Origin of the sequence: Castellaniella sp. (genome assembly GCF_036379515.1) — a bacterium.
Taxonomy (GTDB): domain Bacteria; phylum Pseudomonadota; class Gammaproteobacteria; order Burkholderiales; family Burkholderiaceae_B; genus Castellaniella.
In genome coordinates, this window is sequence record NZ_DASVGN010000018.1 from 14,704 (window position 1) to 37,463 (window position 22,760).

Here is a 22,760-nt window from a genome sequence, read left to right on the forward strand (position 1 = left end):
GGCCGCCCCATGAACGAAGACCAAATTCTCTATCTGCTTCAGGGTGCCTGGGGAACAGTACTGCTCTCGGTACTATCCTTCGTGTTCTCGGCCATACTGGGCCTGATCATTGCACTGATGCGGGTGTCTGGCCATCGCGCCGTGCGCGGCGTGGCATTCGGCTACATCAATATCATCCAGGGCACGCCCTTGCTGGTCACCATGGGCATCTGCTTTTATGGGCCTTCGGTGCTGGGTTTCGAAGGTGTCTCGGCGCTCTTTGCCGCCGTGCTGGCGTTAACCATACAAGCAGCTGCATTCCTGGGTGAAATCTGGCGCGGCTGCATCGAATCCGTGCCCAAGAACCAGTGGGAAGCCGCTGAGTGCCTAGGTTTGAACAGCGTGCAGCGAATGTTCAAGGTCATTCTTCCGCAGGCTCTCAAGATTGCCACACCACCTACAGTCGGGTTCATGGTGCAAATGGTTAAGAACACCTCGTTCGCCTCACTGGTGATCGGCTTCGCCGAGCTCACCTACAACGCCAAGATCCTGAACAATTCAACCTTTGAGCCATTCCTGTACTTCGGTGCTGCCGCCGTCCTCTATTTCGTAATTTGCTACCCCTTGTCCTGGCTCAGCCTACGGCTGGAGCGCAAGCTGACACTGGCGCGCAACTGACACTCTGCCAAGGAACTCTTATGTCAGAAATCGTACGCCTGAAGAACGTCCACAAATGGTTCGGACAGAACCACGTGCTCCGGGGCATAGACCTTGCTGTCAATCGCGGCGAGATCGTTGCCATCATCGGGCAGAGTGGGTCGGGCAAAAGCACCGCACTGCGCTGCATGGACCGCCTCGAAATCATCAACGAAGGCGAAATCACCGTCTGCGGTCACCAATTCGGCAACGACATCAGCCACCAAGACCTCAAACAGCTGCGCCAGGATGTAGGCATCGTCTTCCAGAGCTACAACCTCTTTCCTCACCTGACGGTCGAGCAAAACATTACTCTCGCGCCACGCTCTGTACGAAAGATGGCCAAGAACAAGGCAAAAGAGGTCGCGCGCCATGTACTCACACAGGTCGGCCTGCTCGACAAGCTCGAGGCCTACCCGGAGCAACTGTCGGGCGGGCAACAGCAACGCGTGGCGATTGCGCGATCGCTGGCCATGGACCCCAAGCTCATGCTGTTTGACGAAGTCACCTCGGCGCTGGACCCGCAGCTGACAGGCGAAGTCCTGCGCGTCATCGAAAACTTGGCAGCGGGCGGCATGACGATGGTGCTAGTGACCCACGAAATGGCTTTCGCCCAAAAGCTTGCACACCGAATCATCTTCATGCATCAGGGCCGCATCCATGAACAGGGCAACGCAAAGATCCTGCAAGCCCCCGCCACGCCCGAGCTACAAGAGTTTCTCAGTACCGGGCTCTAAATCTTAATGTATGAGCCTATTCCCACCCCACTCAGGAGACACAACATGCCTGGCTTCAAACTGACTCGCAGCATGGCCGCCATCGCAGTGACGACCGCCACCTTACTTACCACAGCACTTCCCACCCAGGCCAACACGCTCGCGCAGGTTGAACAACAGAAGGTGCTCCGCGTGGCCATCGACCTGAACGCCCCCCCCTTTGGCATGAAGAACAGTGATCTTAAGGCCGTCGGTTCGGACGTGGAAACAGCTGAGCTGCTGGCCAAGGATCTCGGGGTGAAGCTCGAAATCGTGCCGACCACACAGGCAAACCGCATTCCGTTTCTGCTGACCAACAAAGCCGACATTGTCGTGTCCAGCTTGTCGATCACCCCACAGCGCAAGGAGGTCGTAGACTTCTCCGTGCCGTATGCCGCCATTCAGTCGGTCATCGCGGCACCCGCCACTGAAGACATCAAGAGCATGGCCGACCTCAAGGGGAAGACGGTTGTGACAGCACGCGGGACCACCAACGATGCAAATGTCACCAAACTCGCACCAGCAGGTACCAATATCGTGCGCTTTGAAGACGACGCCACTGCCATGACCGCAGTCACCAGCGGGCGCGCACATATCTATTCCGGTGCTCCGGCCATCATCAATTCGCTGAACAAGAACCTGGAGAAACAGGGCAGCAAGCCCCTGGATATAAAGGTTGTCATGGCAACCGCCATGCTGGGCGTAGGGGTGGCCAAGAACAACCCTGAATTGCTGCAAAAGATCGACGAGCTGATTCGCCAAGATCTGAAAAATGGCAAATTGAACACCATCTACAAGAAATATCACGGTACCGACCTACCCGCAGATGTCATGGCAGGCGCCAAATAGTCTCTACCTGCCACACAAGATTCAACTCGGGGCCTACGGTGCAGGCCCCACTTACCCCCTACCGATCATGACTCTCATCAAATCATTTGAAGTCCTGGACGTCCGCTTCCCGACGTCCAAGGCACTGGATGGCTCCGATGCCATGAACCCCGACCCCGATTACTCGGCGGCTTATGTGATCCTGCATACAGACGACCCAAAGCTGGAAGGCCACGGGATGACGTTCACCACCGGGCGAGGCACCGAAATCTGCTGCGCGGCTATCCGGGCGATGGAGCGTCTGGTGGTGGGGCTGGATCTACGCGACATTGCCGCCGATATGGGTCAATTCTGGCGCCATGTTACCTCCGACAGCCAGCTGCGCTGGATCGGCCCCGAAAAAGGTGCCATCCATATGGCAACCGCTGCTGTCGTCAACGCGGTGTGGGACCTTTGGGCCAAATCCGAAGGTAAGCCCGTATGGCGGCTAGTCGCCGACATGACCCCCGAACAAATCGTGCGGCTGATCGACTTCCGTTACATGACGGACTGCATCACTCCCGACGAAGCGTTGGCACTTCTGACGGAACGCGCTCAGGGCAAGGCCGAGCGCCTAAACGATCTGGAGCGCAACGGCTACCCCTGCTATACGACCTCAGCCGGCTGGCTGGGCTACGACGACGCCAAACTGCGGCGGCTCGCCACGGAAGCAGTCGACGCAGGTTTTTCCCATATCAAACTCAAGGTTGGGCGCGATCTGCAAGACGACATCCGCCGTTTGCGCATTGCCCGTGAAGTCATCGGGCCCGATCGGCATCTGATGATAGACGCGAACCAAGTCTGGGACGTGCCCCAGGCCATCACTTGGCTCAAAGAGCTCGCCTTTGCCAAGCCCTGGTTCATCGAAGAACCCACCAGCCCCGATGACATCGCCGGCCACCGCAAGATCCGCGAAGCCATGAAGGGTGCCATGCAGGTCGCTACGGGCGAGATGTGCCAGAACCGCGTGATGTTCAAGCAATTCATTATGGAAGGCGCTCTGGACGTAGTGCAGATCGATTCCTGCCGCTTGGGTGGCGTGAACGAAGTACTGGCCGTGATGTTGATGGCCGCCAAATACGGGCTCAAGGTCTGCCCCCATGCGGGTGGCGTGGGGCTCTGCGAGTATGTACAGCACCTGTCGATGATTGACTACCTGTGCATTGCAGGCACCAATGAAGGCCGGGTGATCGAGTACGTAGACCACTTGCACGAGCACTTTGTGCACCCCTGCGTGATCCGTGACGCGGCCTACCTGCCGCCTACGGCACCCGGGTATTCGATTGAAATGAAACGTGCTTCGCTCGAAGAATACCGGTTCAAGGGTTAAGAATCTTCGGCAGTTGCGCTAAAAAATAGGAGGCTCCGCTATGAGTCTCCTGTTTTCATTCAATGTAACCGACGACGCTAGGGACCCACTGAAAAAATTGCCGCACCGTATGCATCTGGGGGTTTAGGTCGTCTTTTTCAAAAAATCGCTAGTGATTCAGGATCTGCCCCAGGAAGCTGCGTGCCTTGGGATGCTTCGGGGAATCAAAAAACTCATCCGGTGGCGCCTGCTCAATGATTTCGCCATCGGCCATGAAGATCACCCGATCGGCCACGCTGCGAGCGAAGCCCATCTCGTGGGTCACACACAGCATGGTGATGCCATCGTGGGCCAGCGAAATCATGGTGTCCAGAACTTCCTTGACCATCTCTGGATCCAGCGCAGACGTGGGCTCGTCAAACAGCATGATTTCGGGCTTCATGCATAGCGCACGAGCAATGGCAACACGCTGCTGCTGCCCCCCCGACAGCTGGCTGGGGTATTTGCTCGCCTGATCCGGTATACGTACCCGCGACAAATAATGCATCGCGACTTCTTGTGCCTTTTTCTTGGGCAACTTCTGTGATCGCACGGGCGACAGAATGCAGTTTTCCAGAACCGTGAGGTGTGGAAATAAATTGAACTGCTGAAAGACCATACCCACGTGCTCACGAGCCTTGGTTGCGTTCGCCTTGTTGGCGCTGATGTCGATGCCAGCGACGGTGATACGACCCTTCTGGATGCTCTCAAGGCCATTGATACAACGGATCAGAGTGGATTTTCCCGAGCCAGAAGGCCCACAAATCACGATCCGTTCTCCCGACTTTACACTCAGATCGATTCCCCTAAGGACCTTGAACTGGTCGTACCATTTCTCGACACCCGTGAAGGTGATGATCTCTTTTTCATTCGGCATAAGACTCAAATCCTGAATGCGCGTGCGCCACCTGGCACACACGCAAGGCCACGCAACACCCATCGCTATTATTTAGCGGCCTGCACGACCGACTGAGGCAAGGGGGTATTCAATGATTTCTGAAACAGCGCGTCGAGCTTCCCGTTTTCAACATTGGTCTTCACAAACTGATTCATGACCTTCAAAAGCTCGGGGCGGTCCTTTCTCATGGTAATGGCCATCAATTGCTCGTTGACGACATACAGCACCTTGTACTTCCCCGGAAAGCGCTTCTGCACATCAGCAGCAATCACCGAAGAGGTTCCCACCGCGTCGACCTGCCCCACCAACATGGCTTGCAGCGCAGAGGCGTCATCGTCAAAACGACGCAGATTGGTTCCCGGAGGCGCAACCTTGGACACGCCAATATCCGTCGTACTCGCACGCGGCACACCAATCTTGAACTTCGGGAAATCCGCGGGGGTGGAAAGCTTCAAATTCTTTGGTCCCAATAGCACCATGCTGGCTGCCGAATAAGGGATCGAAAACTGAACCTGCTTTTCACGCTCAGGTGTGATGGCCAGAGAAGCAACCAGAACATCTGCCTTATCTGTCAGCAGGAACGGAATCCGATTAGGACCGGTCATGATGACGTACTGTAGTTTCAGACCCAGGTCTTTTGCAAGCAATTGGGCCACATCGGCATCGTAGCCGGCAGGCTGGTTTTGGGCATTGGACCCCGCATAAGGGGGCCAATCAACCAGAACGCCCACCTTGATCGTGCCGCGGTCTTTGACGGTCTGCCAATAGCTGTCGGCAGCAAACGATGCACTGGCCGAGACTACGAGCAACGACCCAATAACAGGAACCAGAACACGCTTGAGCAGCCTGCTGAGTGACGAATAACGCATGAATATTTCCTTGAAATCATTTTTGTGATGAAAAAACCGCAATAGGGAACTCAGGACAGCGGTGCCGACAAGCGGCGCTCCAGCTGCCGAGACCATTTCGACAACGGCCAGCAAAGGCAAAAATATAAAAGAGCAACGAGTGAGAACACTGGTAGCGGAGCAAAAGTGGCATTGTTGATAATTTGCGCTGTTCGAGTCAGTTCGGCAAACCCGATAATGGCAGTCAACGAAGTGCCCTTGATGATCTGCACCATGAAGCCCACCGTCGGAGGGATGGCAATCTTGAACGCCTGCGGCAAGATGACATACCGCATGCGATCGAAGCTGCCAAGATTCAGGGCGTAGGCGGCCTCGGTCTGGCCCTTAGGAACCGCCTGAATGCAGCCACGCCAGATATCGCCTAAAAACGCACTGGTATTGAATATCAGAGCCACTCCGGCGGCGAGCCACGGGTTGACGTCTATCCCCAGCACCGGAAATCCGAAGAAGATCAGAAAGAGCTGCATCAGCAGCGGCGTACCCTGGAACAGAATGATGAAGCCACGAGAAACCGCCTGCAACCGCCGAGACTGTGACGTCCGTGCCAGTGCCAACGCCAGGCCGCCTAGAGCCCCACCTGCAAGCGCAATGACAGCCAGTGCGACTGTCCAACGTACAGCCAGCAGTAAAGACCAGATATCGATCACTGAGAAACTGCGCATCTTATCGGCTCTCCGGAAAATACAGGAAGCGCTTCCAGGCCAGCTTGAAAATGCCCATGAAAGCCAGCGACAGTCCAAAATAAATTGCCGTGACAACAATATAGATTTCGAAGCTGCGGAAGGTCTGAGACTGGATATTTGCAGCCACTGACGCCAGGTCATCTGCCGAGATGGTCGAGACAATACTGGAAGTGAGCATCAGCAAGATAAACTGACTGGAGAGTGCAGGAAAAATGGTCTTCAGCGCAGGCCTCAGCACAATAAACAGAAACACCTGATAGCGTTTCAGGTTCAGGGCGAGCCCAGCCTCGACCTGCCCTTTAGGAATAGCCTCAACCCCTGCTCGTAGAATTTCAGTGGCGAAAGCCCCCAAATTTACGAACATGGCCACCAGAGCAGCCGTGGATGCCGACATCTGCACACCCAGAGCGGGCAAAGCAAAAAAGAAGAAAAACAACTGGATCAGGAACGGCGTATTCCGGATTGCCTCTATATAGGCATCAATGGCGTAATGCAACAGACGCGGCCCACTGCTCTTGCCCCAGGAGCAGAACATGGCAATCAAAAGGCCGATGACCATCGCCGACATAGAAAGCTGGATGGTTTTGAGCGTTCCATCCAGCAGCAGCGGCCAAGATTGAAGCACCGCACCAAATTCAAAGTGATAGACCATGCTGATTTCTCAAAGCAAGACCTGACCCCCAGCCGTGACTTCTGCATGCCATGGCTAGAGGTCAGTCATAAAAATGCAATCAATTCAGCAAGGCGGCATCCCAGGCGTGGACACGCTGACTCTGCTCACCCAAGCCTTGGATCCCCAACCGGATGGTGTCGCCGGCCTTGAGGTAGACAGGTGGTTTTTGACCCAATCCGACACCGGGAGGCGTGCCGGTGGAGATGATGTCTCCGGGATTCAGCGTCGTGAAGCGGCTCAGGTAGGAGACGAGTGCGGCCACACCAAAAATCATGGTACGGGTATTGCCATGCTGATAGCGCTTGCCATTGACTTCCAGCCACATATCCAGGCTCTGCGGATCGCCGATTTCATCGGCAGTAACCAGCCACGGGCCCACGGGACCGAAGGTGTCGCAACCCTTGCCCTTATCCCAGGTGCCGCCCATCTCAAGCTGATATTCACGCTCGGAAACGTCGTTGATTACGCAGTAGCCAGCCACATGCGACAGCGCATCTGCTTCGGTCACATAGCGCGCACGCGAACCAATGACTACCCCCAGTTCGACCTCCCAGTCGGTCTTGACGGAGCCCCTGGGCATCACGACGGGATCATTGGCCCCGGTAGGAGCGGACCACTTGTTGAACAGAATAGGTTCCTTCGGAATCTCGGCGCCAGTCTCTTTGGCATGATCGGTGTAATTCAAGCCAATGCAAATGAACTTGCCAGGATTGGAAAACGGCACGCCCAGGCGGCCAGCATTCTGCACCAGCGGCAACTTGGTCGGATCAAGGGCGCGCAGCGCGGCCAGCCCGGCCGGAGAAAGACTGTCCGCTGACAGATCACCCACAATGCCGCTCAGATCGCGCACATTGCCTTGGGTATCCAGCAGGCCGGGTTTTTCGTGGCCAACAGGCCCAAAACGAAGTAGTTTCATGGTTTTTCCTTTAAATCCATACCTGTCGGCGGAGTCCCAGGGACCCTATCCGGCAGCGCACAGGCAAAATCAATTGGACCAGCCGCCATCAATGACCTGAGCGGTCCCGGTGGTGTAACCAGACTCGTCGGACGCCAGATAGAGGGCCAGGCTGGCGATTTCTTCGGGCGTACCAATGCGGCCAATGGGCTGACGTGCCACAAAGGCTGCCATGACATCATCCACGCTCTGGTGTTGCGCCTGTGCCTGAACCGCAATGCGCTGTTTGAGTGACGGGGATTCAACTGTGCCCGGGCAGATGCAATTGCAACGAATGCCTTGACCAACAAAATCTGCGGCAACCGCTTTCGTCAGCCCCACAACAGCAGCCTTGGTGGTGCCGTACGCGAAGCGGTTGGCGACGCCCTTGACACTGGAAGCCACCGACGACATGTTGACGATGGAGCCATGCCCTTGTTGCAGCATGCCTGGCAGCACCGTCTTGATGACTTCGTACATAGCGGTCACATTTAGCGCAAAGGAGAAATCCCAAGACTTTCGGCTGCATTCCAGGATGCTTCCGCTATCCACAAAGCCTGCGCAATTAAACAGCACGTCAATGGAACCGATCTCGTGCACTAGCGCTTGGACAGCAGACACATCAGTCACATCAAGCCGCCGCAACTCGCAGCCTTGAAGGCCAGCCAGCCCGGCTTCGTTGATGTCAGTTGCAAAAACCCGCGCACCCTCTTGCGCGAAACGCAGCGCCGTCGCGCGGCCGATGCCGTTGGCCGCTGCTGTGACCAACGCGGTCTTGCCCTGTAGACGTCCAGCCATGATGCTCCCCGGTGAAGAATCGTAAATATGAAAACAATTTTCATATACAAAACAAGATGGTAAACATATGTCCTATGAGAGACAACAAGGTTGCTTCAAATCTGACTAAGTATTTACCCTATATTTTGTAAAAATTGAGTGAAATCGATGATTTTCTATCATATTTAACAATTAAATTTTGTATGTAAAATAGATGCAAGGTAAACTAAAACTCAGCTTCCGCCGCACACCGCTTATGAACACCTCCGACAACTCAAGCCAATCGGCCAAGGCGCATAGAACCGTCTACAGTGCACCAGCACTAGAAAAGGGCCTGGATATTCTGGAGCTGCTCAGCGACAGCACCGAGGGCTACACGCTCAATCAGATCTCGAAAGCGCTTGAGCGCGGCGTGAGCCAAATTTTTCGCATGGTTGTCACCCTGCACCGACGAGGCTATATCCAGGCAGACGAAAACGACCGCTACACCCTGACACTCAAGACATTCCGGTTAGCTCACAGACATTCCCCACTCAAGCAGCTGACGCGAGCCGCCCTTCCGCTACTGCACGAACTGGCGCAGCGTGCGCAACAGTCCTGCCATCTTTCAGTCTACGAAGGTGGGCAGATCGTCGTGGTAGCACAGGTCGACAGCCCTGATCGATGGTCTTTCGGACTCAAGACCGGCTCTCTCATGGGGTTGACCGACACCTCTTCAGGACACGTTCTGCTGGCATACCAGGATGAAGCGCAGAGAACTCGAATGCTGAACAATCATGTCAAGGTTGAGGGGGAGCTATCTGTGGACCCTGGGCAACTGCTGTCGCTCCTGGCCGACGTGAGGGCTCGCGGATGCTCAGTGATGCCCAGCATTCAGACCCAGGGCGTCACCAACATCGCGTTTCCGGTGCGAGGCCCCAACCAGAAAGTGGTTGCCGCCATCAACGTGCCATACATCACACGGATCGACGGGGCACGTCGCCCGACGGTGGAGAATGTCAAGACAGCACAGGCTGATATCTGCGCCAGGCTTTCTCGCCAGTTGGGGGCAGAAGAAGAAGACTGATTCCCTACCAGACCGCTGCCTGGGCAGCAACCGGAGGGCGGCCGAAAAGGCGTCAGTGGCTATGCTCCTGCAGCACCAGATGCGCCATACCGTCTTCGGTTGCAATCCCGACCTGCACGCCAACCGGAAGTGTGGCCTTGACTTTGACGTGCCCGAAAGGCAGCCCGGTGACCACAGGTACGCGTACAGCTTTGCGCAGCCACTGAATGACAGAGGGCATGTCGTAGCCATTGTCATGAGGAGTCAGGCGGTAGTTGGTGAACTGGCCCAACACAATGGCGTGCTGCTTCTCCAGAACACCCGCGTGCCAAAGTTGAGTGAGCATGCGTTCCACCCGATACGGGTGTTCAGCCACATCTTCCAGAAACAGAACACCGCCTTGAATATCCGGTAAATACGGCGTGCCCACCAACGATGCCACCATGGCGAGGTTCCCGCCCCACAGGATGCCTCGAGCATCCACCGCATCAGAGTCTGGGGACTCAAAGCTTAGAATTTCCAGCTCATTGGAGAGCGTTTCCAGAAACAGGTCTTGCGTCAGGTCATCGACCTTCTTACCACCAAAATCAGCCAGCGCAGTAGGACCCATGAGACTGGCCGCTCCAGTGCGAGCCAGCAGTGCCAGGTTAAAGACCGTAAAGTCGCTTTGCCCGATGAAGGTTTTGCCGCTATCGGCAACTGCCTGCCAATCGATGGAAGGCAACAACCGGCTGAGCCCATAGCCACCCCGAGTGGCCATAACGACAGGGTGCTTTTGCTTCAGGGCACGAGCGAGCGCCCCCAGCCGCTGCTTATCGGTTCCCGCAAACCGTTCATGCACCAGTCTGGCGGCCCTATCGACTGCTACGCCAAAACCCAATGCTCGCAAACGCTCCACGGACACATCCAGCACGGCAGGGTCCGGGACTGCCCCCGAGAGCGAGACGAGATAGATGCCCGAGGGCTGAACATGCCCTGGGTATGCAGCGCTTTCGTCATGGCCTGCCACATGGTCATGTTCGTGCTCAGCAGGCGGCGATGCGACAGCTGCAACATGCTCGTGCGGGATCGGCTTTTGAGCCTGGACAGGCTGACGGGTAGGCATAGTGTCGGGTTCCTGAAGAAGAGAAGGTGTGCGCCGGGCTGTACGCCGGGCCCGAAAAAACTCGCGCAGCAGATCGCTACAGGGCCCAGCCCATAAACCGCCTCGAACCTGTGTATGGTGATTCAGACGAGGCTGGCCAGATAGATCGATAACACCACCGCAGGCACCTGTCTTGGGGTCTGCCGCACCGTAGACGACCTCGCGCAGACGGGCATGGAACATCGCGCCCAAGCACATCGCACAGGGTTCCAGCGTGACATACAGACGTGCTCCCGACAACCGGTAATTGGCGAGCCGTTGGGCCGCCGCCCGCAAGGCGACGACTTCTGCATGTGCCGTGGGATCATGGTCGATGATGGTGCGGTTGTGTCCGGTGGCCAACAAATGCCCGTCGGGGCTCAACACCACGGCTCCCACAGGCACTTCACCCTGTGCTGCTGCCTGTCGCGCCTGGGCTAGGGCCAGGCGCATGGCAGCGTCATCGTCCAGCACGTCTGTGGCACAAGCCACCGAGCATTCGGCCGACGAAGACTTACGCCGCACACTACCCACGATAGGTCCGAGCATTGAGCACGACCTTTGAGGCGAGACTTTCTACCGCAGCCTCTAGCCACTGATACAACTCGGCATTTTCGTCGAACCGAGCCTGATTCAGATTGGAGACGCGGCCTTCCTGGATGAAGCCCCAGGCCCGGCTACGTTTCTCACGGTGGCGCGGATCCCAAACGCCGAAGGCTACGCCGCCTGATCGACGAATGAGCGAAAAACATGGGATATCAGTGTAGCCATCACCCACGAATATCATCTGTTCAAACGGGACGCGAAGTTTGTCGGGGTCCACCTTGCGATTGACTTCGAAGGGTTTGTTGCGGGAGTCGGGACCTATGATGCCCTTCTGGATGTGAAACAGATACCGCGTTTTGTCGGTAAAGCTTACGACACGACGCGGGAAAGCAATGGCACCCTCGTCGTCGTAATGAAACTCAGAAGCCCAGATATCCGTGAACTGCGCCGCAATCGAGGTACTGCGCAGCACATCACCCAGGCCACTTGAAATCAGATAGAACTCGAGTTGCACCGTAGGGTGCGTGACCCGCAGGCTGGCCCGCAGGCGATCAAAGAGTGTGGCGACACCTTCATGCAGCGGCAGCCGCGCCCCCCAGTCCCGCAGCCGTTCGAGCGTGATGGCACCATGGCGACCTGACTGCGACAACTGCAGCATACGGTACAGATAAGCAGGGACAGGGTCCCAGTCTTCGTGATCGAGCAACGGTCCAACCTGATCGCGCCAGAATGCGTCGGAATCGACCCCGATTTCTTGCAGAAACCCCGACGTGCTGTCGGGTGCCAACGTATCGTCGAAATCGAAAACCAGTGCAATGACGTCTGCCATAGCGTGTGATCCTTTATACCCTCAATCCCATTCTGCCAGCGTCTGCAGCGCGGCAGGCAGTGCGCTTGGCAAATCCTCGGCAATCAGCCCCCAGCCTAGCCGATCCGCAGCCAGGCCATGTAACCACACGGCAGCACACGCGGCTTCAAACGCAGACATGCCTGCCGCAAGCAGCCCCACGATCATTCCCGCCAAGACGTCACCTGCGCCCGCAGTCGCCAAACATGGAGGGGCATTGTCATTGATGACGCAGCGGCCATCCGGCGCGGCGACGACCGTATCAGCTCCCTTGAGCACCACGACCGCGCCGCTGTCTCGCGACGCTACCGCGGCCCGGTGCAGTTTATCTCCTTCAAGAGCAAACAAGCGCGCAAACTCCCCCTCATGGGGGGTCAGTACGCATCCTGCATGCAAAGCTTGCACCAAGACCTGAGGCTCATCCTGGAACGCGGTCAAGGCACCAGCATCCAGCACACACGGCCGACGTGTTGCCAAGAGCGCCAGAACCTGTGCCTTGGCGGTTTTCTTGCGCACCAACCCCGGACCTATCAACAAAGCATTGCGCCTTAGATCAGCCACCGCCGCTGCGACGCTCTCGTCCGCCGGTAAGGCTTCCACCATGACGGAGGTGAGTGCCGCTATCTGCAGGGCCCACGCCGATTGAGGGACGGCGAGCGTTACCAGCCCCGCCCCTATCCGCGCGGCCGCCAGGCATGCGAGGCGCCCTGCCCCCAGCAGGCGGTCGCCCCCCACTACCAAGGCGTGGCCCCGGCAATACTTATGGCTGGCCGAGCCCGGCCAAGGGAAAGCAGCCCGCCACAAGTCTGGATGGTTCGCCCAGGTCTCGGAGCCCACCGCACCCAGCACGGCCACCGGGATACCGATTCGAGCGCACACCAGCTCACCACACAGCAGGCGGCCCGGCAACAACAAGTGCCCCGGCTTGCGCCGGAAAAAGGTCACCGTCAGATCAGCCTGAATTGCCGCTCCACACGGCTGGCCCGTGGCACCATCCAGCCCGCTGGGCACATCCACCGCGCACACCGGCACTGCAGCGGCGTTGACCGCAGAGATCATCTCGGCAACCGCCCCCGACACTACGCGATTGAGCCCGGCACCCAGCAGAGCGTCCACCACCAGCTTCGCACCGACGAGACAAGCAGGCCGGGCAGGCTCCACCCCCCCAGCCCAGGCCCTCGCGGCCCAAGCGGCATCTCCTTGCAATTGGGAACGGTCTCCTAATAGGGCGACCCGCACGGGCCAACCAGCTTCTTGCAACAAGCGGGCCACGACCCAGCCATCGCCGCCATTATTGCCCGTACCACACAACACCACGGTTGGCCTCGAAGACCAGCGTGCACGGATGGCCAGGGCCACGGCGGCGCCTGCTGCAGCCATGAGGCTCGCCCCCGGTATGCCGGAATCAATCGTCGCACGATCGGCAGCGGCCATCTGTGTCGGGGTGAGCAGGACGTGTTGCGCTCCCCGCGCGGTCCAGCTATTCGATTCGTTGTCGTTCATCATGATTTCAGCTATCAGGATTCCAGATACCGCCCGCGCGTTGCGTGAGGTGACGCACAGCGTCATCGAGCAACGAAACCGGGCCCGGCAGTACCAGGGACAGCGTCTTTTGAGCCCGTGTGGCCCCGGTATAGAGCAACTCGCGAGTGAGCAACGGTCCGGGGCGATCTGGCAGCACCAGAAGCACGTGCTCGAATTCAGAACCCTGCGATTTGTGCACCGTCAGCGCGTAGACCGTCTCGACAGCGGGCAAGCGCGCGGGCGGCACCCAGTGCACGGCTCCTGGCGCAGCCCCCTCAAACGCAACCCGCAACACCGAATGCCCTGGCTTACGAGAATCGGGCAGGTGCAAAGCGAGCCCTATGTCTCCATTGGCCAGGCCCAGCTCGGGCTGGTTACGCGTGACCAACACCGGGCGCCCGGCGTACCACGGCCCCGCATGGCCAGAGATAGCCCCCTGTGCCCGCAACCGGGATTCAATGAGCCTATTCAGGCCCTCTACCCCCCAGGGACCCGTGCGAAGTGCACACAGAACCTGAAACCGTCCCTGCTGCTTCAAAAGCTCACTCGCCCACGCGTCCCACTGCGAGGGATCAGCATCGGGGTCAGGAACTGCATGGTTCAAGGCTTCAAAGATAGCACCGTACCCCCCGCTTCCCAATACGCCAGCGTGCGCCAGCCAATCGGCCGATGCCGCATCACCCACCCCTTGCAGCGCCAGAACATCCAGACCAGCAGGCGGATGATCACGCAAAGCCCGGACGGCAGGCACATCGCCCGCGTTAACCGCCAGTGCAAAACGCCCAATACCGCTTTTCTCATTGAAGCGATAACTGTGCCTCAACATCACCACGGCTTGATCCAGGGCAGTCCCGTGCTCATCCTGCCATTGGAGCCCGGGCGACTGACCACACAGCGCTTGCAGACGCGCACAATGCTGCGGCAAGTAGTGCCCTTCGGGTGCTCGGGCGCACAGTTCACCCAACATGGCCCCAGCCTCAACCGAAGCCAGCTGATCGCGATCACCCAGCAGAATCAAGCGAGCGGCCGACGGCAGAGCGGCCAGAACGGCATCCATCATTTCAACGTCCATCATGGACGCTTCATCCACCACCAAGACATCAAGATCCAAGGGATGACCGGACTGGTAGATGTGCTGACGGGTCCCAGGCCGACTTCCAAGGAGCCGATGCAGGGTCACGACCTCAGTAGGGATTCGGTCCAGCGCTGCCAGAAGAACTTCGTCTGCCTCTGGCCGCAGGCCGACCAGCGCCCCCGTAATGGAGCTGTTTAAACGTGCGGCCGCCTTGCCAGTGGGCGCCGCCAGACGGATACGCAAACCGCGCACCTGCCCCCGCTGTTGCGCCAGCCCCTGCAGGACGGCCAGTAACTGCACCACCGTACGGGTCTTACCCGTTCCGGGCCCACCCGTCATGATGGCAAAGCGCTGCAACAAGGCGTTGGCACACGCCAATTTTTGCCAGTCCAGTTCCTGCCCACCAGGCGTAGGAAAGACACGCGCCAGCCACTGGCGGGCAGCAGTCATGTCGAACGCTGTATCTTCCTTGATGAGTCGGCTATTCACCGCTTGGCGGATACGCACCCCCGCCCGCCAATAGCGCGCGAGATAGAGCCGGTGGCCATACAGAACCAGGGGTTCACTCCCTGCTCCGCTGCCTACGAACGCGGCTGCATTCAGTGCCTCGCGGCAACCCGACCCATCAATGGGTAACCACTTCGGCCGGACGCTGGCTGCCTCATTACGCCAGCTCTCGGGCAACACGGTGGACCAGTGCTCACAAAGCCCAACCAAATCCAGGCACGGATTGCCCTGAGCCAGCCGCACACTGCACAACACTGCAAGACGTAACGCCAACTCGCTTGCATGAGGCACCTGCTCATGCAGGAATCGCCCCCAGGCCAGGTCCAGATCGCGCAAGCCGGGCGCTGCAGGGTAACCCAACCAGCCGGGGAGTGAATCAGGCATGGGCACTCCCCCCACACTCTTCAAACAAGGCATCCAGTGAATCCATCAACTCCTGCGAAGGGCGCATGGCGCACACCCCTTGCCCCGGTGTATTCTGGCCGCGCAAGAACAGGTACAGTGCACCCCCCATGTCACGCTCATAATCATAATCGGGCAGGCGTGCACGCAATTGTCGATGCAAGGCCAACAAGTACATCATGAGCTGCACGTCATAACGGGCGCCGCACATGGCACGGATCAACGAATCGGGAGCATAGTCAACGGCTCGGGCGCCCAAGTCATTGGACTTGTAATCCACCAGGTAATAACGCCCACCCACTTTCAATGCCAGATCGATAAACCCCTTGAACACGCCATTCAAACGGGCGGGGGCCAAGACCGGGCGCGGGCAGCCGACAAAGAGGTGATCCGTCATCAGCCGATCCAGCCGGGCCACATCCACTTGCGTAACCGGCAGCCAGAATTCCAGCTCAGGCTGGCTGCTTTGCAAAGCGTTGAAGCGCCACTCTGGATGGTCCGGAAGATCGGCCTGCCAAAGGGCCGCGGAGAAATCCAACAACCACTGGTGCAGGACGTCGATATGGGCTTCCCAACCCCGCACTTGGCACCGCCGAGCAATCAGGTCGCGCGCATTGTCCAGATTCTGGAAAGCGCGTTGCCCGGCCCATTCGAGCAAGCCGTGCAAGAAAGTCCCGGCTTCGCTGCCTCGCGGGAACCCGCTCAAGGCTGATGCCAGTTCTGCACCTTCGCTGTCAGCCACCGATTCATCAAGGGATAGAGCCTGCGTACGAGCCTCGCGCAGCACATCTTCTGCGGCAGACTGGGGGGCAGGCCGCACGGCCTGGCCTTCAGCCCGAATTTCATCCAAATGATGCAAGGCCGAATAGCTGGCGATCCACCAAGGCTGAGCCACCACCGGGCCCGCAAGTTGCCGTGCAGGCCCCAGGGCTTGAACCTCTGGCACCTGCACAGCCGGAGGATCAGCAAACAGCGCCTCAGTGCTCCAGACAATGTCGCCTGCCGCACCCTGGACAAGGCACTGCCAAGCCGCATGCAGGTCGCTGCCCAGCACATGACCCATGCCGGTGTTCTCGACCTTGGCCACATCCGCCAGAACCAGCCATACGGCGTGACGCGCTCGAGTGAGCGCTACATAGAGCTTTCGAACCTCTTCGCCCAGGCGTTCGGCGGCGATCTGTACGGATTCTTCTTTATTGGGTTCCACCACCCAGGCAGTCTGCCCGCCTTGCATCAGACGCACAGGCTCCACCCGCTTGGGGGCTGAGCCCCCCGCACAGACAAAGGGCAGAAACACCAGAGGATATTCCAGCCCTTTGGACTTATGGATCGTGACCACGCGGACCAGATCTTCGTCGCTTTCCAGGCGTAGGTGGCGCACGTCTTCGTCTGTAGAGGATTCTTGCTGCTGCTGCAAAAACCGCAGCAAGGCCTGCTCGCCATCCAGGTGCAACGAGGCCTGCTGCAACAGCTCAGCCAAGTGCAGGCAATCTGTCAGTCGACGCTCGCCTTCGGTCCCCGAGGCCAGCAGGTTCGCTGGTATGTTGAAGTCGTGCAGCAGCCTGCGCAACGCGGGCAACACCCCCCGGTCCTGCCAGCAACGGTGATAGCCCTGAAACCGCTCGACCTGCCCGTCCCAGGCACTTTCATCCTCTGCCAGACCATGCAATTCACTCAGCGATAAAGCGAGCAAAGGCGTCGCCAAGGCGGCGCGTACCGCCCGTTCATCATCGGGATGGGCACAAGCCTGCAAACAGACCCCCAGATCCTGTGCCACCGGGGATTCATACACTGATTCCCGCTCGGAAAGATAGACGCTGCGAACCCCCACGCGACTCAGCGCAGACCGGATAATCGCCGCATCTGCATGCGTGCTCACAAGCACTGCAACATCGGCAGGCTGAACCGGCCTGATCAAACCACCTTTTCCAGGATCAAATCCGCTCTGACCACCAGGCGACAGCAGACCCGCAATTTGCCCTGCGCAGAAGGCAGCAGCGCGTTCACGATACGGCCCGGCCGTTATTGGTTTGCCGTCGGCACCCGAAGATAACCAGCACGCGGTCATGGCTGCGCCTGGCTTGCCGTCGCACAACCAGCGCTCTGGACGCCCTTGCGCCTCTGCGCGCTGAAATGCAATGCGCTCGCCCTCAACTCCAGTCACGAAGGCGTCGTCACCCGCTGCCCTGAAAACAGCGTTGACGGCTCCTACCATGGCGGTCGACGACCGATAGTTGCAGCTCAGCGTCTGCACCCTATCGGCACAATCTCGCGCCGCGCGCAGATAGGTATGCACGTCCGCACCCCGAAAGCTGTAGATGGCTTGTTTGGGGTCGCCGATCAAGACGACTGCAGACTCTGGATCGTTGCGCGCGACCCCATAGACACTGTCGAAAATCTGATACTGCAGCGGGTCTGTGTCCTGGAACTCATCGATCAGCGCCACGGGATACTGAGTGCGCAGCGTCTGCACAAGCGATTGCCCCCGATTGCCCTGGAGTGCCCGCGCGAGCCCCACCAGCAAGCCGTCATAGCCCATGAGAGCAGAGGAAGCCAACAACTGCTGCAAGCGAGCCGCGATCCAGCCCAGCGCATGCTGGGTAACGGCGGGCCGAAAACCAGGTAACTCGGTGAGCGCCTGCTGGAGGTCGGCAAGTACCTGACTCAAGGGATGGTGCGGAACTGGATCATCGCCCTTCCACTTGGCTGCAATTCCGCCGGGAGTGAGGCGCTGCCACCCTGTCTTGAGATCCAGTGACTCTTGCGCCGGGTCTTGCGCCCACGTGCGCAAAGCACCGATCCAGCGACCAAAATTGGCCGAGTTATACCCGGTCAAGTGCTCGCGAATGCTCTCGACCCATTGACCAAGTTCGTCCGCCCCTTTCACCCAAGGTTGTTTGAGCACCTGCAAACGCTGCGCACGTTCGGACTGGACCTGCGCACACACTTGCGCCAGAGGCTCTTGCGAGGCATCAGGGAGCCCGTCGCGCGTCAGCAGCGATTGATACGCCAACAGTTTTTCTGGCCCGGACCACACACCCAATACGCTATTGAGGGCGTCTGCGTGCAGGCTCGCCACTTGGGCACGCCAGTAATCCCAGACCACCAGCCGGATTTGTTCATTGAGATCTGGCTGCAGGTTGAGCTCGAACAGGCTACCGCTGTCGAAAGCGTGCTCGCGCAGCACACGCTGGCACCAGCCATGAATGGTAAAGATTGCGGCCTCGTCCATGGACTGCGCAGCCAGCTCAAGCAGGCGGGAAAGGCTTGGCCATTGCGCCGGTGGGTAGTCCGCCTGCAAGCCCGACAAGAACGTGTCACTTTCTGGGAGTTCGGTACCCGCAAACACTGCAGCAGCCTGAGACAAGCGCGCCCGGATACGATCACGCAGCTCCAGCGTCGCTGCGGTCGTAAAAGTCAGCACCAGAATTTGCCCAGGCAGACGAGCGGGCTGGCCACCATGGCCAAGCACCAGGCGCACGTAGAGCGCCGCAATCGTCCAGGTCTTGCCAGTGCCCGCGCTGGCTTCGATGAGATGGCTGCCGCGCAGCTTGAACTGCAAGGCCTGCATGGTGGGAACTTTGGTGTCTACCATCAGGCCCCCCCATCTTTGCCGTCTGGCGAGTGCCCCAGCATCTGATCCAGCGCACCGTACAGCATTCTTGCCCACTCGAAGAAACCATTGTCAGCCACCAGGGCATCAAAATCGGGATAGCTTCGGCGCAAATAGAGGCTCTTGTCGCGCCGTTGCGCGTAGCAATCATGCAGCTCGGACCAGACCTTGCTCTCCGGATCGGTAGACTGCCCTGTGCGCAGCCACAGGCTGGCCGTATGCGCTTCGACAGGTGCCGGACCACACAAGCCATGCGCCCGTGCCGACCACAGCGAGGCCCAGAGTGCCGACCAAGAAAAATCGCCAGCAGGGCTCGGGCTAGCTCCAGGCCCGAAAGTCACCCTCCCCTTGGGGCTGAGGATCAGTGTCGTCAGCGGCCGCCCATGTGCCTGCGCACACACATGTTCCAGCCACGGCTGCAGCATTATCGCCAACCGGTAATGGCTCTTGCGGTCCACTAAATCACTGGCTACCAGATGAATGCGGCACCATTCGCCCGCGGTATTGCGCCGCCAGCCTGCCAGAGTATCGGCAAAGAGAATCGGTTCAGCCGAAGAACCCGGCGTCAGACTGCTTTCCAGGCGCAACGGGTCGTCCACACGTTCCGGCCACCGTGCGCAAGCTTCAGCGTACCCTGACAACGGGTCGGCCAGAGTGTCTCGCAGCGCATCGGCATCCCATTGCCCCAGGCTTCCCGAGACCAGATCGCCCTGGCGCTGCAAGCGAGCAAGCCCTGATTCGAACACGCGGCCCAAACCATCGGTGTCGTGATCGGCTGTCGAACGCTGCATTTCGTCCAGTAAGGACTGCCTGAGTTTCCAGCTCGCTAACCCATCACGAGAATAAGGCTCCACATCTTCGGGCTCGGATTCGGATGCTTCGAACCTAACCCGCAGACGCTCCTGAAAAAACACCCGGACCGGATCGCGCAAGAAACGCACCAGGTCATCCAAGTGCACCGATGCCAGCTGCGCGTCCTGTGACGACAGGGCGAACCCGGCATCGGGGGCAGCAAGCGGATTGCGCCACTCAGAGGCGAACGTGAAGAGCGCCTGTGGCCCTGCTTGGGGGTCCAGCGGAAAATAGCGGCGGCTGAAGGGCTGCAAGGGATGACGACAAGTGAGCGCCTCAGAGACAGGGCCGCCATTTACGCAGACCCAACCCCGATCCAGATGTTCCAGGAGTTGCGACACCAGGACCGAAGGCGCCTGTTCGGTATTATCGTGAATATCTTGCCCCACCCAGGAAACATACAGCTGATCGCGCGCCGATAGCAGCGCTTCCAGAAAGAGGTAGCGGTCATCTTCGCGGCGCGAACGATCACCCGACCGTGTGTGGATCGCCATGAGATCAAAATCTGCGGGGACCCGCGAGCGAGGGTACGCCCCGTCTTGCATGCCCAGCAGGCACACCCTCCGGAAAGGGATCGCACGCATGGGCATAAGTGTCGCAAACGTGACAGCACCGGCAAAAAACCGTTGCGACAACCCACCCTGATCGAGTTCGCTCAGACAGTGTTCGGCGACCACTGCCACCGGCAAGGCCTCGACAACGCCTGCGTCATCGCACAACTGTTGCCAATCTTGCAAGCACTGCCGAAAACGCATCAGCGTATGCTCATCTTCGTCGGTGACTGGCAGGAAGAAATCCTCTAGCAGATCCCGGCAGCGAGCCACCCACACCTCGGGGGCTGCGGGTTCGCACAATGACCGCCACGTCTGCCCAATTCGTTCCAGCAAGCGCGCAAGCCCTCCCAAGGCAGCGGCCTGGAGCCCCCCCGGCTCATCGTACGGCTCGATCCCGTTCCAGGGGCCTGCTTCGGCACCGGCTGCATAGCCCAGCAGCATTCGTTGCAGCCCGAATGCCCAGGTGTACTGATGGGCAGCCTCGGCCGATTGATGCAAGTTGAAGCTGGCGCGCTGTTGGGCATCCAGCCCCCAGCGCACGTTGGATTCGCGGGCCCAGCGCTGCAAGCGCGGCAAGTCCTCATCTGCTACCCCAAAACGCGCGCGCACCGCTGGCACATCGAGCCATTCAAGAACCTCTTGCACGCCCAGCCGCAAACGCGGCAAGGACAACAACTGTTCCAACACAATGACCAGCGGATCGGCGTGACGCTGCCCGCGATCAGCTAAGGCATACGGGATGTGTCGCCAATCCCGGCCCTCGTGCAAACCGAATACCGCCTGAACGTGCGGTGCATAGGCCTCAATATCGGGCACCATCACGATGACGTCACGCGGGCGCAAAGTGGGATCAGCTGCAAATGCGGCCAGCAGATGATCATGCAAGATCTCGACCTCGCGCTGCGCACTATGTGCGCTCTGAAAGCACATGGAGGTATCCTGCATCGGGTCAATCGGCGGCCACAGCGCCTGGGTCTCTTCGAGCGGTCTCAGATCTCGAATGTCATCCTGAAGCTGCTCCAGCAATGTCGCACCTGGCAAGGCATCGAAGGAATCAATCCGGTGATGCAAGGCGGCCAGCGCACCCCCGCAACGCGCACGAAACTCGGGGTCGTCAAAATCATCCAGCAGCCCCATGAAATCGCGGCCCTGCCGCCCCCACGAAGCGAGCAAAGGCTGCGTCTGTTGATGCAGCTCAGCTTCATCCTGGACATCGACCCGGTTGGGGCGTCGTTGCTGCCGGCGGAAGCGAGCCCGCAACAGATCTCTATCGCCTTGAATATCGGCCCAATAGTGGGCGCACGGGTTGTTCACACACACCAGAATCTGCACCCAGCGCGCCAGCCCAGCCAGTGCCTCCAACGTCTGGCGCGGCATGGAGGACACGCCAAACACCACCACACGACGCGGAAGCCCTGTCGGGCGCGGCTCACCCACTGCTGCAGCCCGCACTTTTGCCATGAACGCCTCGTGGATAGCGGCCCGCCCTATCGGATTCTCGTCAGCCCCCAAATCTGCGAGCAACGCCTGCCAGAGCCTCGCTTGCCACGCTTGGTCCTCTGATAAATCAATGTGGCCACCCCGCACGTCAGGCAGTATGAGCTCGCCCTTCGCCCAAGCCTGGAGCCAGTCGGCGCGATACACCTGGTACTGGTCGAAGAGGTCAGCGAGCCGTCGTGCAAGCTGATATCGCTTGCGGACATCCGCGTCGTCAGCGAGAAACCGTTGCAATGGCGCATAGCCCGGCTGCTCTGCGCACTGCGGCAAAAGCCGCACCAGGCGCCATGTGAGCGGGTCCTTGTCCAGGGGAGAATCTTGCGGCACCTCGCCAAGCACCGTACGATATGCCTGCCAGATGAAGCGCGACGGCAACAGAAAGTCGAGCGCAGCCGCAACGCCACAGCCCGTGTCGGATTGCGCCAAGGCCAGGCGCAGCCACTGGGCCACACCGTTGCTGTGCACCAGCAAACACTCGTTTTCAAGAGGTTCAAGTGGATTGCCGCGCAACCAGGCGACCAGCACGTCGCGAAGCTGTTCTGCGCGATTGCCATGCACCAGCATGAGCCCGGGTTGCAATTCCACCGTCCATCCTCCGAAAGCGACGTGCCTCCCGCATCATAGAGCCTTTCCGCGACGTGCCTCCCCATCCCGCGC

The 22,760-nt window shown here is 59.1% G+C and carries 17 protein-coding genes; 5 read left to right on the forward strand and 12 right to left on the reverse strand.

Features of this window, described 5'->3' with window-relative positions:
* Positions 1-9 precede the first annotated feature (9 nt).
* From VF285_RS05875 to VF285_RS05890, 4 genes are all read left to right on the forward strand, one after another.
* Positions 10-657, forward strand: coding sequence for an amino acid ABC transporter permease (locus VF285_RS05875; RefSeq protein WP_346951691.1), 648 nt, complete (start codon positions 10-12; stop codon positions 655-657).
* A 20-nt stretch (positions 658-677) separates the two neighbouring features.
* The gene (locus tag VF285_RS05880) at positions 678-1,412 is read left to right on the forward strand and encodes an amino acid ABC transporter ATP-binding protein (protein ID WP_346951692.1); all 735 of its coding nucleotides are present in this window, start codon (positions 678-680) and stop codon (positions 1,410-1,412) included.
* A gap of 45 nt (positions 1,413-1,457) precedes the next feature.
* Positions 1,458-2,279, forward strand: a complete 822-nt coding sequence (locus VF285_RS05885; protein ID WP_346951693.1) for a transporter substrate-binding domain-containing protein — start codon at positions 1,458-1,460, stop codon at positions 2,277-2,279.
* Positions 2,280-2,346: 67 nt separating this feature from the next.
* A complete protein-coding gene (locus VF285_RS05890; RefSeq protein ID WP_346951694.1) occupies positions 2,347-3,627 on the forward strand; it encodes an L-fuconate dehydratase in 1,281 nt (426 codons plus the stop codon).
* A gap of 148 nt (positions 3,628-3,775) precedes the next feature.
* On the opposite strand, the gene VF285_RS05895 is transcribed toward VF285_RS05890, so the two are convergent.
* From VF285_RS05895 to VF285_RS05920, 6 genes are all read right to left on the reverse strand, one after another.
* Positions 3,776-4,522 (reverse strand): amino acid ABC transporter ATP-binding protein, encoded by a 747-nt coding sequence (locus VF285_RS05895; RefSeq protein WP_346951695.1) that lies wholly within the window; start codon positions 4,520-4,522, stop codon positions 3,776-3,778.
* Between the two features lie 68 nt (positions 4,523-4,590).
* Entirely contained in the window at positions 4,591-5,508 is a 918-nt protein-coding gene (locus VF285_RS05900) for a transporter substrate-binding domain-containing protein (protein ID WP_346951696.1), read from the reverse strand.
* Positions 5,463-6,113 carry an amino acid ABC transporter permease gene (locus VF285_RS05905; protein WP_346951697.1) on the reverse strand — a complete coding sequence of 217 codons (651 nt, stop codon included), beginning with the start codon at positions 6,111-6,113 and terminating at the stop codon, positions 5,463-5,465. Before VF285_RS05905 ends, VF285_RS05900 begins: the two co-directional genes overlap by 46 nt.
* 1 nt (position 6,114) lies before the next feature.
* A complete protein-coding gene (locus VF285_RS05910) occupies positions 6,115-6,786 on the reverse strand; it encodes an amino acid ABC transporter permease (RefSeq protein WP_346951698.1) in 672 nt (223 codons plus the stop codon).
* Positions 6,787-6,865: 79 nt separating this feature from the next.
* Positions 6,866-7,723: a fumarylacetoacetate hydrolase family protein gene (locus VF285_RS05915; RefSeq protein ID WP_346951699.1), complete on the reverse strand. Its 858-nt coding sequence runs from the start codon at positions 7,721-7,723 to the stop codon at positions 6,866-6,868.
* Between the two features lie 69 nt (positions 7,724-7,792).
* Positions 7,793-8,539 carry an SDR family oxidoreductase gene (locus VF285_RS05920; protein WP_346951700.1) on the reverse strand — a complete coding sequence of 249 codons (747 nt, stop codon included), beginning with the start codon at positions 8,537-8,539 and terminating at the stop codon, positions 7,793-7,795.
* A gap of 235 nt (positions 8,540-8,774) precedes the next feature.
* Between VF285_RS05920 and VF285_RS05925 the strand changes: the two genes are divergently transcribed.
* Positions 8,775-9,584: an IclR family transcriptional regulator gene (locus tag VF285_RS05925; protein WP_346951701.1), complete on the forward strand. Its 810-nt coding sequence runs from the start codon at positions 8,775-8,777 to the stop codon at positions 9,582-9,584.
* A gap of 52 nt (positions 9,585-9,636) precedes the next feature.
* Here the strand turns inward: VF285_RS05925 and tadA are convergent, their stop codons facing one another.
* Genes tadA through recC form a run of 6 tightly spaced genes read right to left on the reverse strand, consistent with a single transcriptional unit; the run spans position 9,637 to position 22,688 of the window.
* A complete protein-coding gene (gene tadA / locus VF285_RS14460) occupies positions 9,637-11,235 on the reverse strand; it encodes a tRNA adenosine(34) deaminase TadA (RefSeq protein ID WP_414648079.1) in 1,599 nt (532 codons plus the stop codon).
* The gene (locus tag VF285_RS05940) at positions 11,213-12,061 is read right to left on the reverse strand and encodes an HAD family hydrolase (protein WP_346951702.1); all 849 of its coding nucleotides are present in this window, start codon (positions 12,059-12,061) and stop codon (positions 11,213-11,215) included. The genes tadA and VF285_RS05940 overlap by 23 nt, the downstream gene beginning before the upstream one ends.
* Positions 12,062-12,082: 21 nt before the next feature.
* Positions 12,083-13,585 carry an NAD(P)H-hydrate dehydratase gene (locus VF285_RS05945; RefSeq protein ID WP_346951703.1) on the reverse strand — a complete coding sequence of 501 codons (1,503 nt, stop codon included), beginning with the start codon at positions 13,583-13,585 and terminating at the stop codon, positions 12,083-12,085.
* A 4-nt stretch (positions 13,586-13,589) separates the two neighbouring features.
* Positions 13,590-15,569 carry an exodeoxyribonuclease V subunit alpha gene (recD, locus tag VF285_RS05950; RefSeq protein ID WP_346951704.1) on the reverse strand — a complete coding sequence of 660 codons (1,980 nt, stop codon included), beginning with the start codon at positions 15,567-15,569 and terminating at the stop codon, positions 13,590-13,592.
* On the reverse strand, positions 15,562-19,182 hold the full coding sequence (recB, locus tag VF285_RS05955) for an exodeoxyribonuclease V subunit beta (protein ID WP_346951705.1): 3,621 nt from the start codon (positions 19,180-19,182) through the stop codon (positions 15,562-15,564). The genes recD and recB overlap by 8 nt, the downstream gene beginning before the upstream one ends.
* Positions 19,182-22,688, reverse strand: coding sequence for an exodeoxyribonuclease V subunit gamma (gene recC, locus VF285_RS05960; RefSeq protein WP_346951706.1), 3,507 nt, complete (start codon positions 22,686-22,688; stop codon positions 19,182-19,184). Before recC ends, recB begins: the two co-directional genes overlap by 1 nt.
* Between the last annotated feature and the right edge of the window lie 72 nt (positions 22,689-22,760).

Bases quoted from the DNA above. Each gene is read 5' to 3' on its own strand.
- VF285_RS05925 (WP_346951701.1), top strand. From the start codon at position 8,775: ATGAACACCTCCGACAACTCAAGCCAATCGGCCAAGGCGCATAGAACC.
- VF285_RS05910 (WP_346951698.1), bottom strand. From the start codon at position 6,786: ATGGTCTATCACTTTGAATTTGGTGCGGTGCTTCAATCTTGGCCGCTG.
- VF285_RS05915 (WP_346951699.1), bottom strand. From the start codon at position 7,723: ATGAAACTACTTCGTTTTGGGCCTGTTGGCCACGAAAAACCCGGCCTG.
- VF285_RS05880 (WP_346951692.1), top strand. From the start codon at position 678: ATGTCAGAAATCGTACGCCTGAAGAACGTCCACAAATGGTTCGGACAG.
- tadA (WP_414648079.1), bottom strand. From the start codon at position 11,235: ATGCTCGGACCTATCGTGGGTAGTGTGCGGCGTAAGTCTTCGTCGGCC.
- VF285_RS05900 (WP_346951696.1), bottom strand. From the start codon at position 5,508: ATGGTCTCGGCAGCTGGAGCGCCGCTTGTCGGCACCGCTGTCCTGAGT.
- VF285_RS05920 (WP_346951700.1), bottom strand. From the start codon at position 8,539: ATGGCTGGACGTCTACAGGGCAAGACCGCGTTGGTCACAGCAGCGGCC.
- VF285_RS05890 (WP_346951694.1), top strand. From the start codon at position 2,347: ATGACTCTCATCAAATCATTTGAAGTCCTGGACGTCCGCTTCCCGACG.
- recD (WP_346951704.1), bottom strand. From the start codon at position 15,569: ATGCCTGATTCACTCCCCGGCTGGTTGGGTTACCCTGCAGCGCCCGGC.
- VF285_RS05905 (WP_346951697.1), bottom strand. From the start codon at position 6,113: ATGCGCAGTTTCTCAGTGATCGATATCTGGTCTTTACTGCTGGCTGTA.
- VF285_RS05940 (WP_346951702.1), bottom strand. From the start codon at position 12,061: ATGGCAGACGTCATTGCACTGGTTTTCGATTTCGACGATACGTTGGCA.
- VF285_RS05895 (WP_346951695.1), bottom strand. From the start codon at position 4,522: ATGCCGAATGAAAAAGAGATCATCACCTTCACGGGTGTCGAGAAATGG.
- recB (WP_346951705.1), bottom strand. From the start codon at position 19,182: ATGGTAGACACCAAAGTTCCCACCATGCAGGCCTTGCAGTTCAAGCTG.
- VF285_RS05885 (WP_346951693.1), top strand. From the start codon at position 1,458: ATGCCTGGCTTCAAACTGACTCGCAGCATGGCCGCCATCGCAGTGACG.
- VF285_RS05945 (WP_346951703.1), bottom strand. From the start codon at position 13,585: ATGATGAACGACAACGAATCGAATAGCTGGACCGCGCGGGGAGCGCAA.
- VF285_RS05875 (WP_346951691.1), top strand. From the start codon at position 10: ATGAACGAAGACCAAATTCTCTATCTGCTTCAGGGTGCCTGGGGAACA.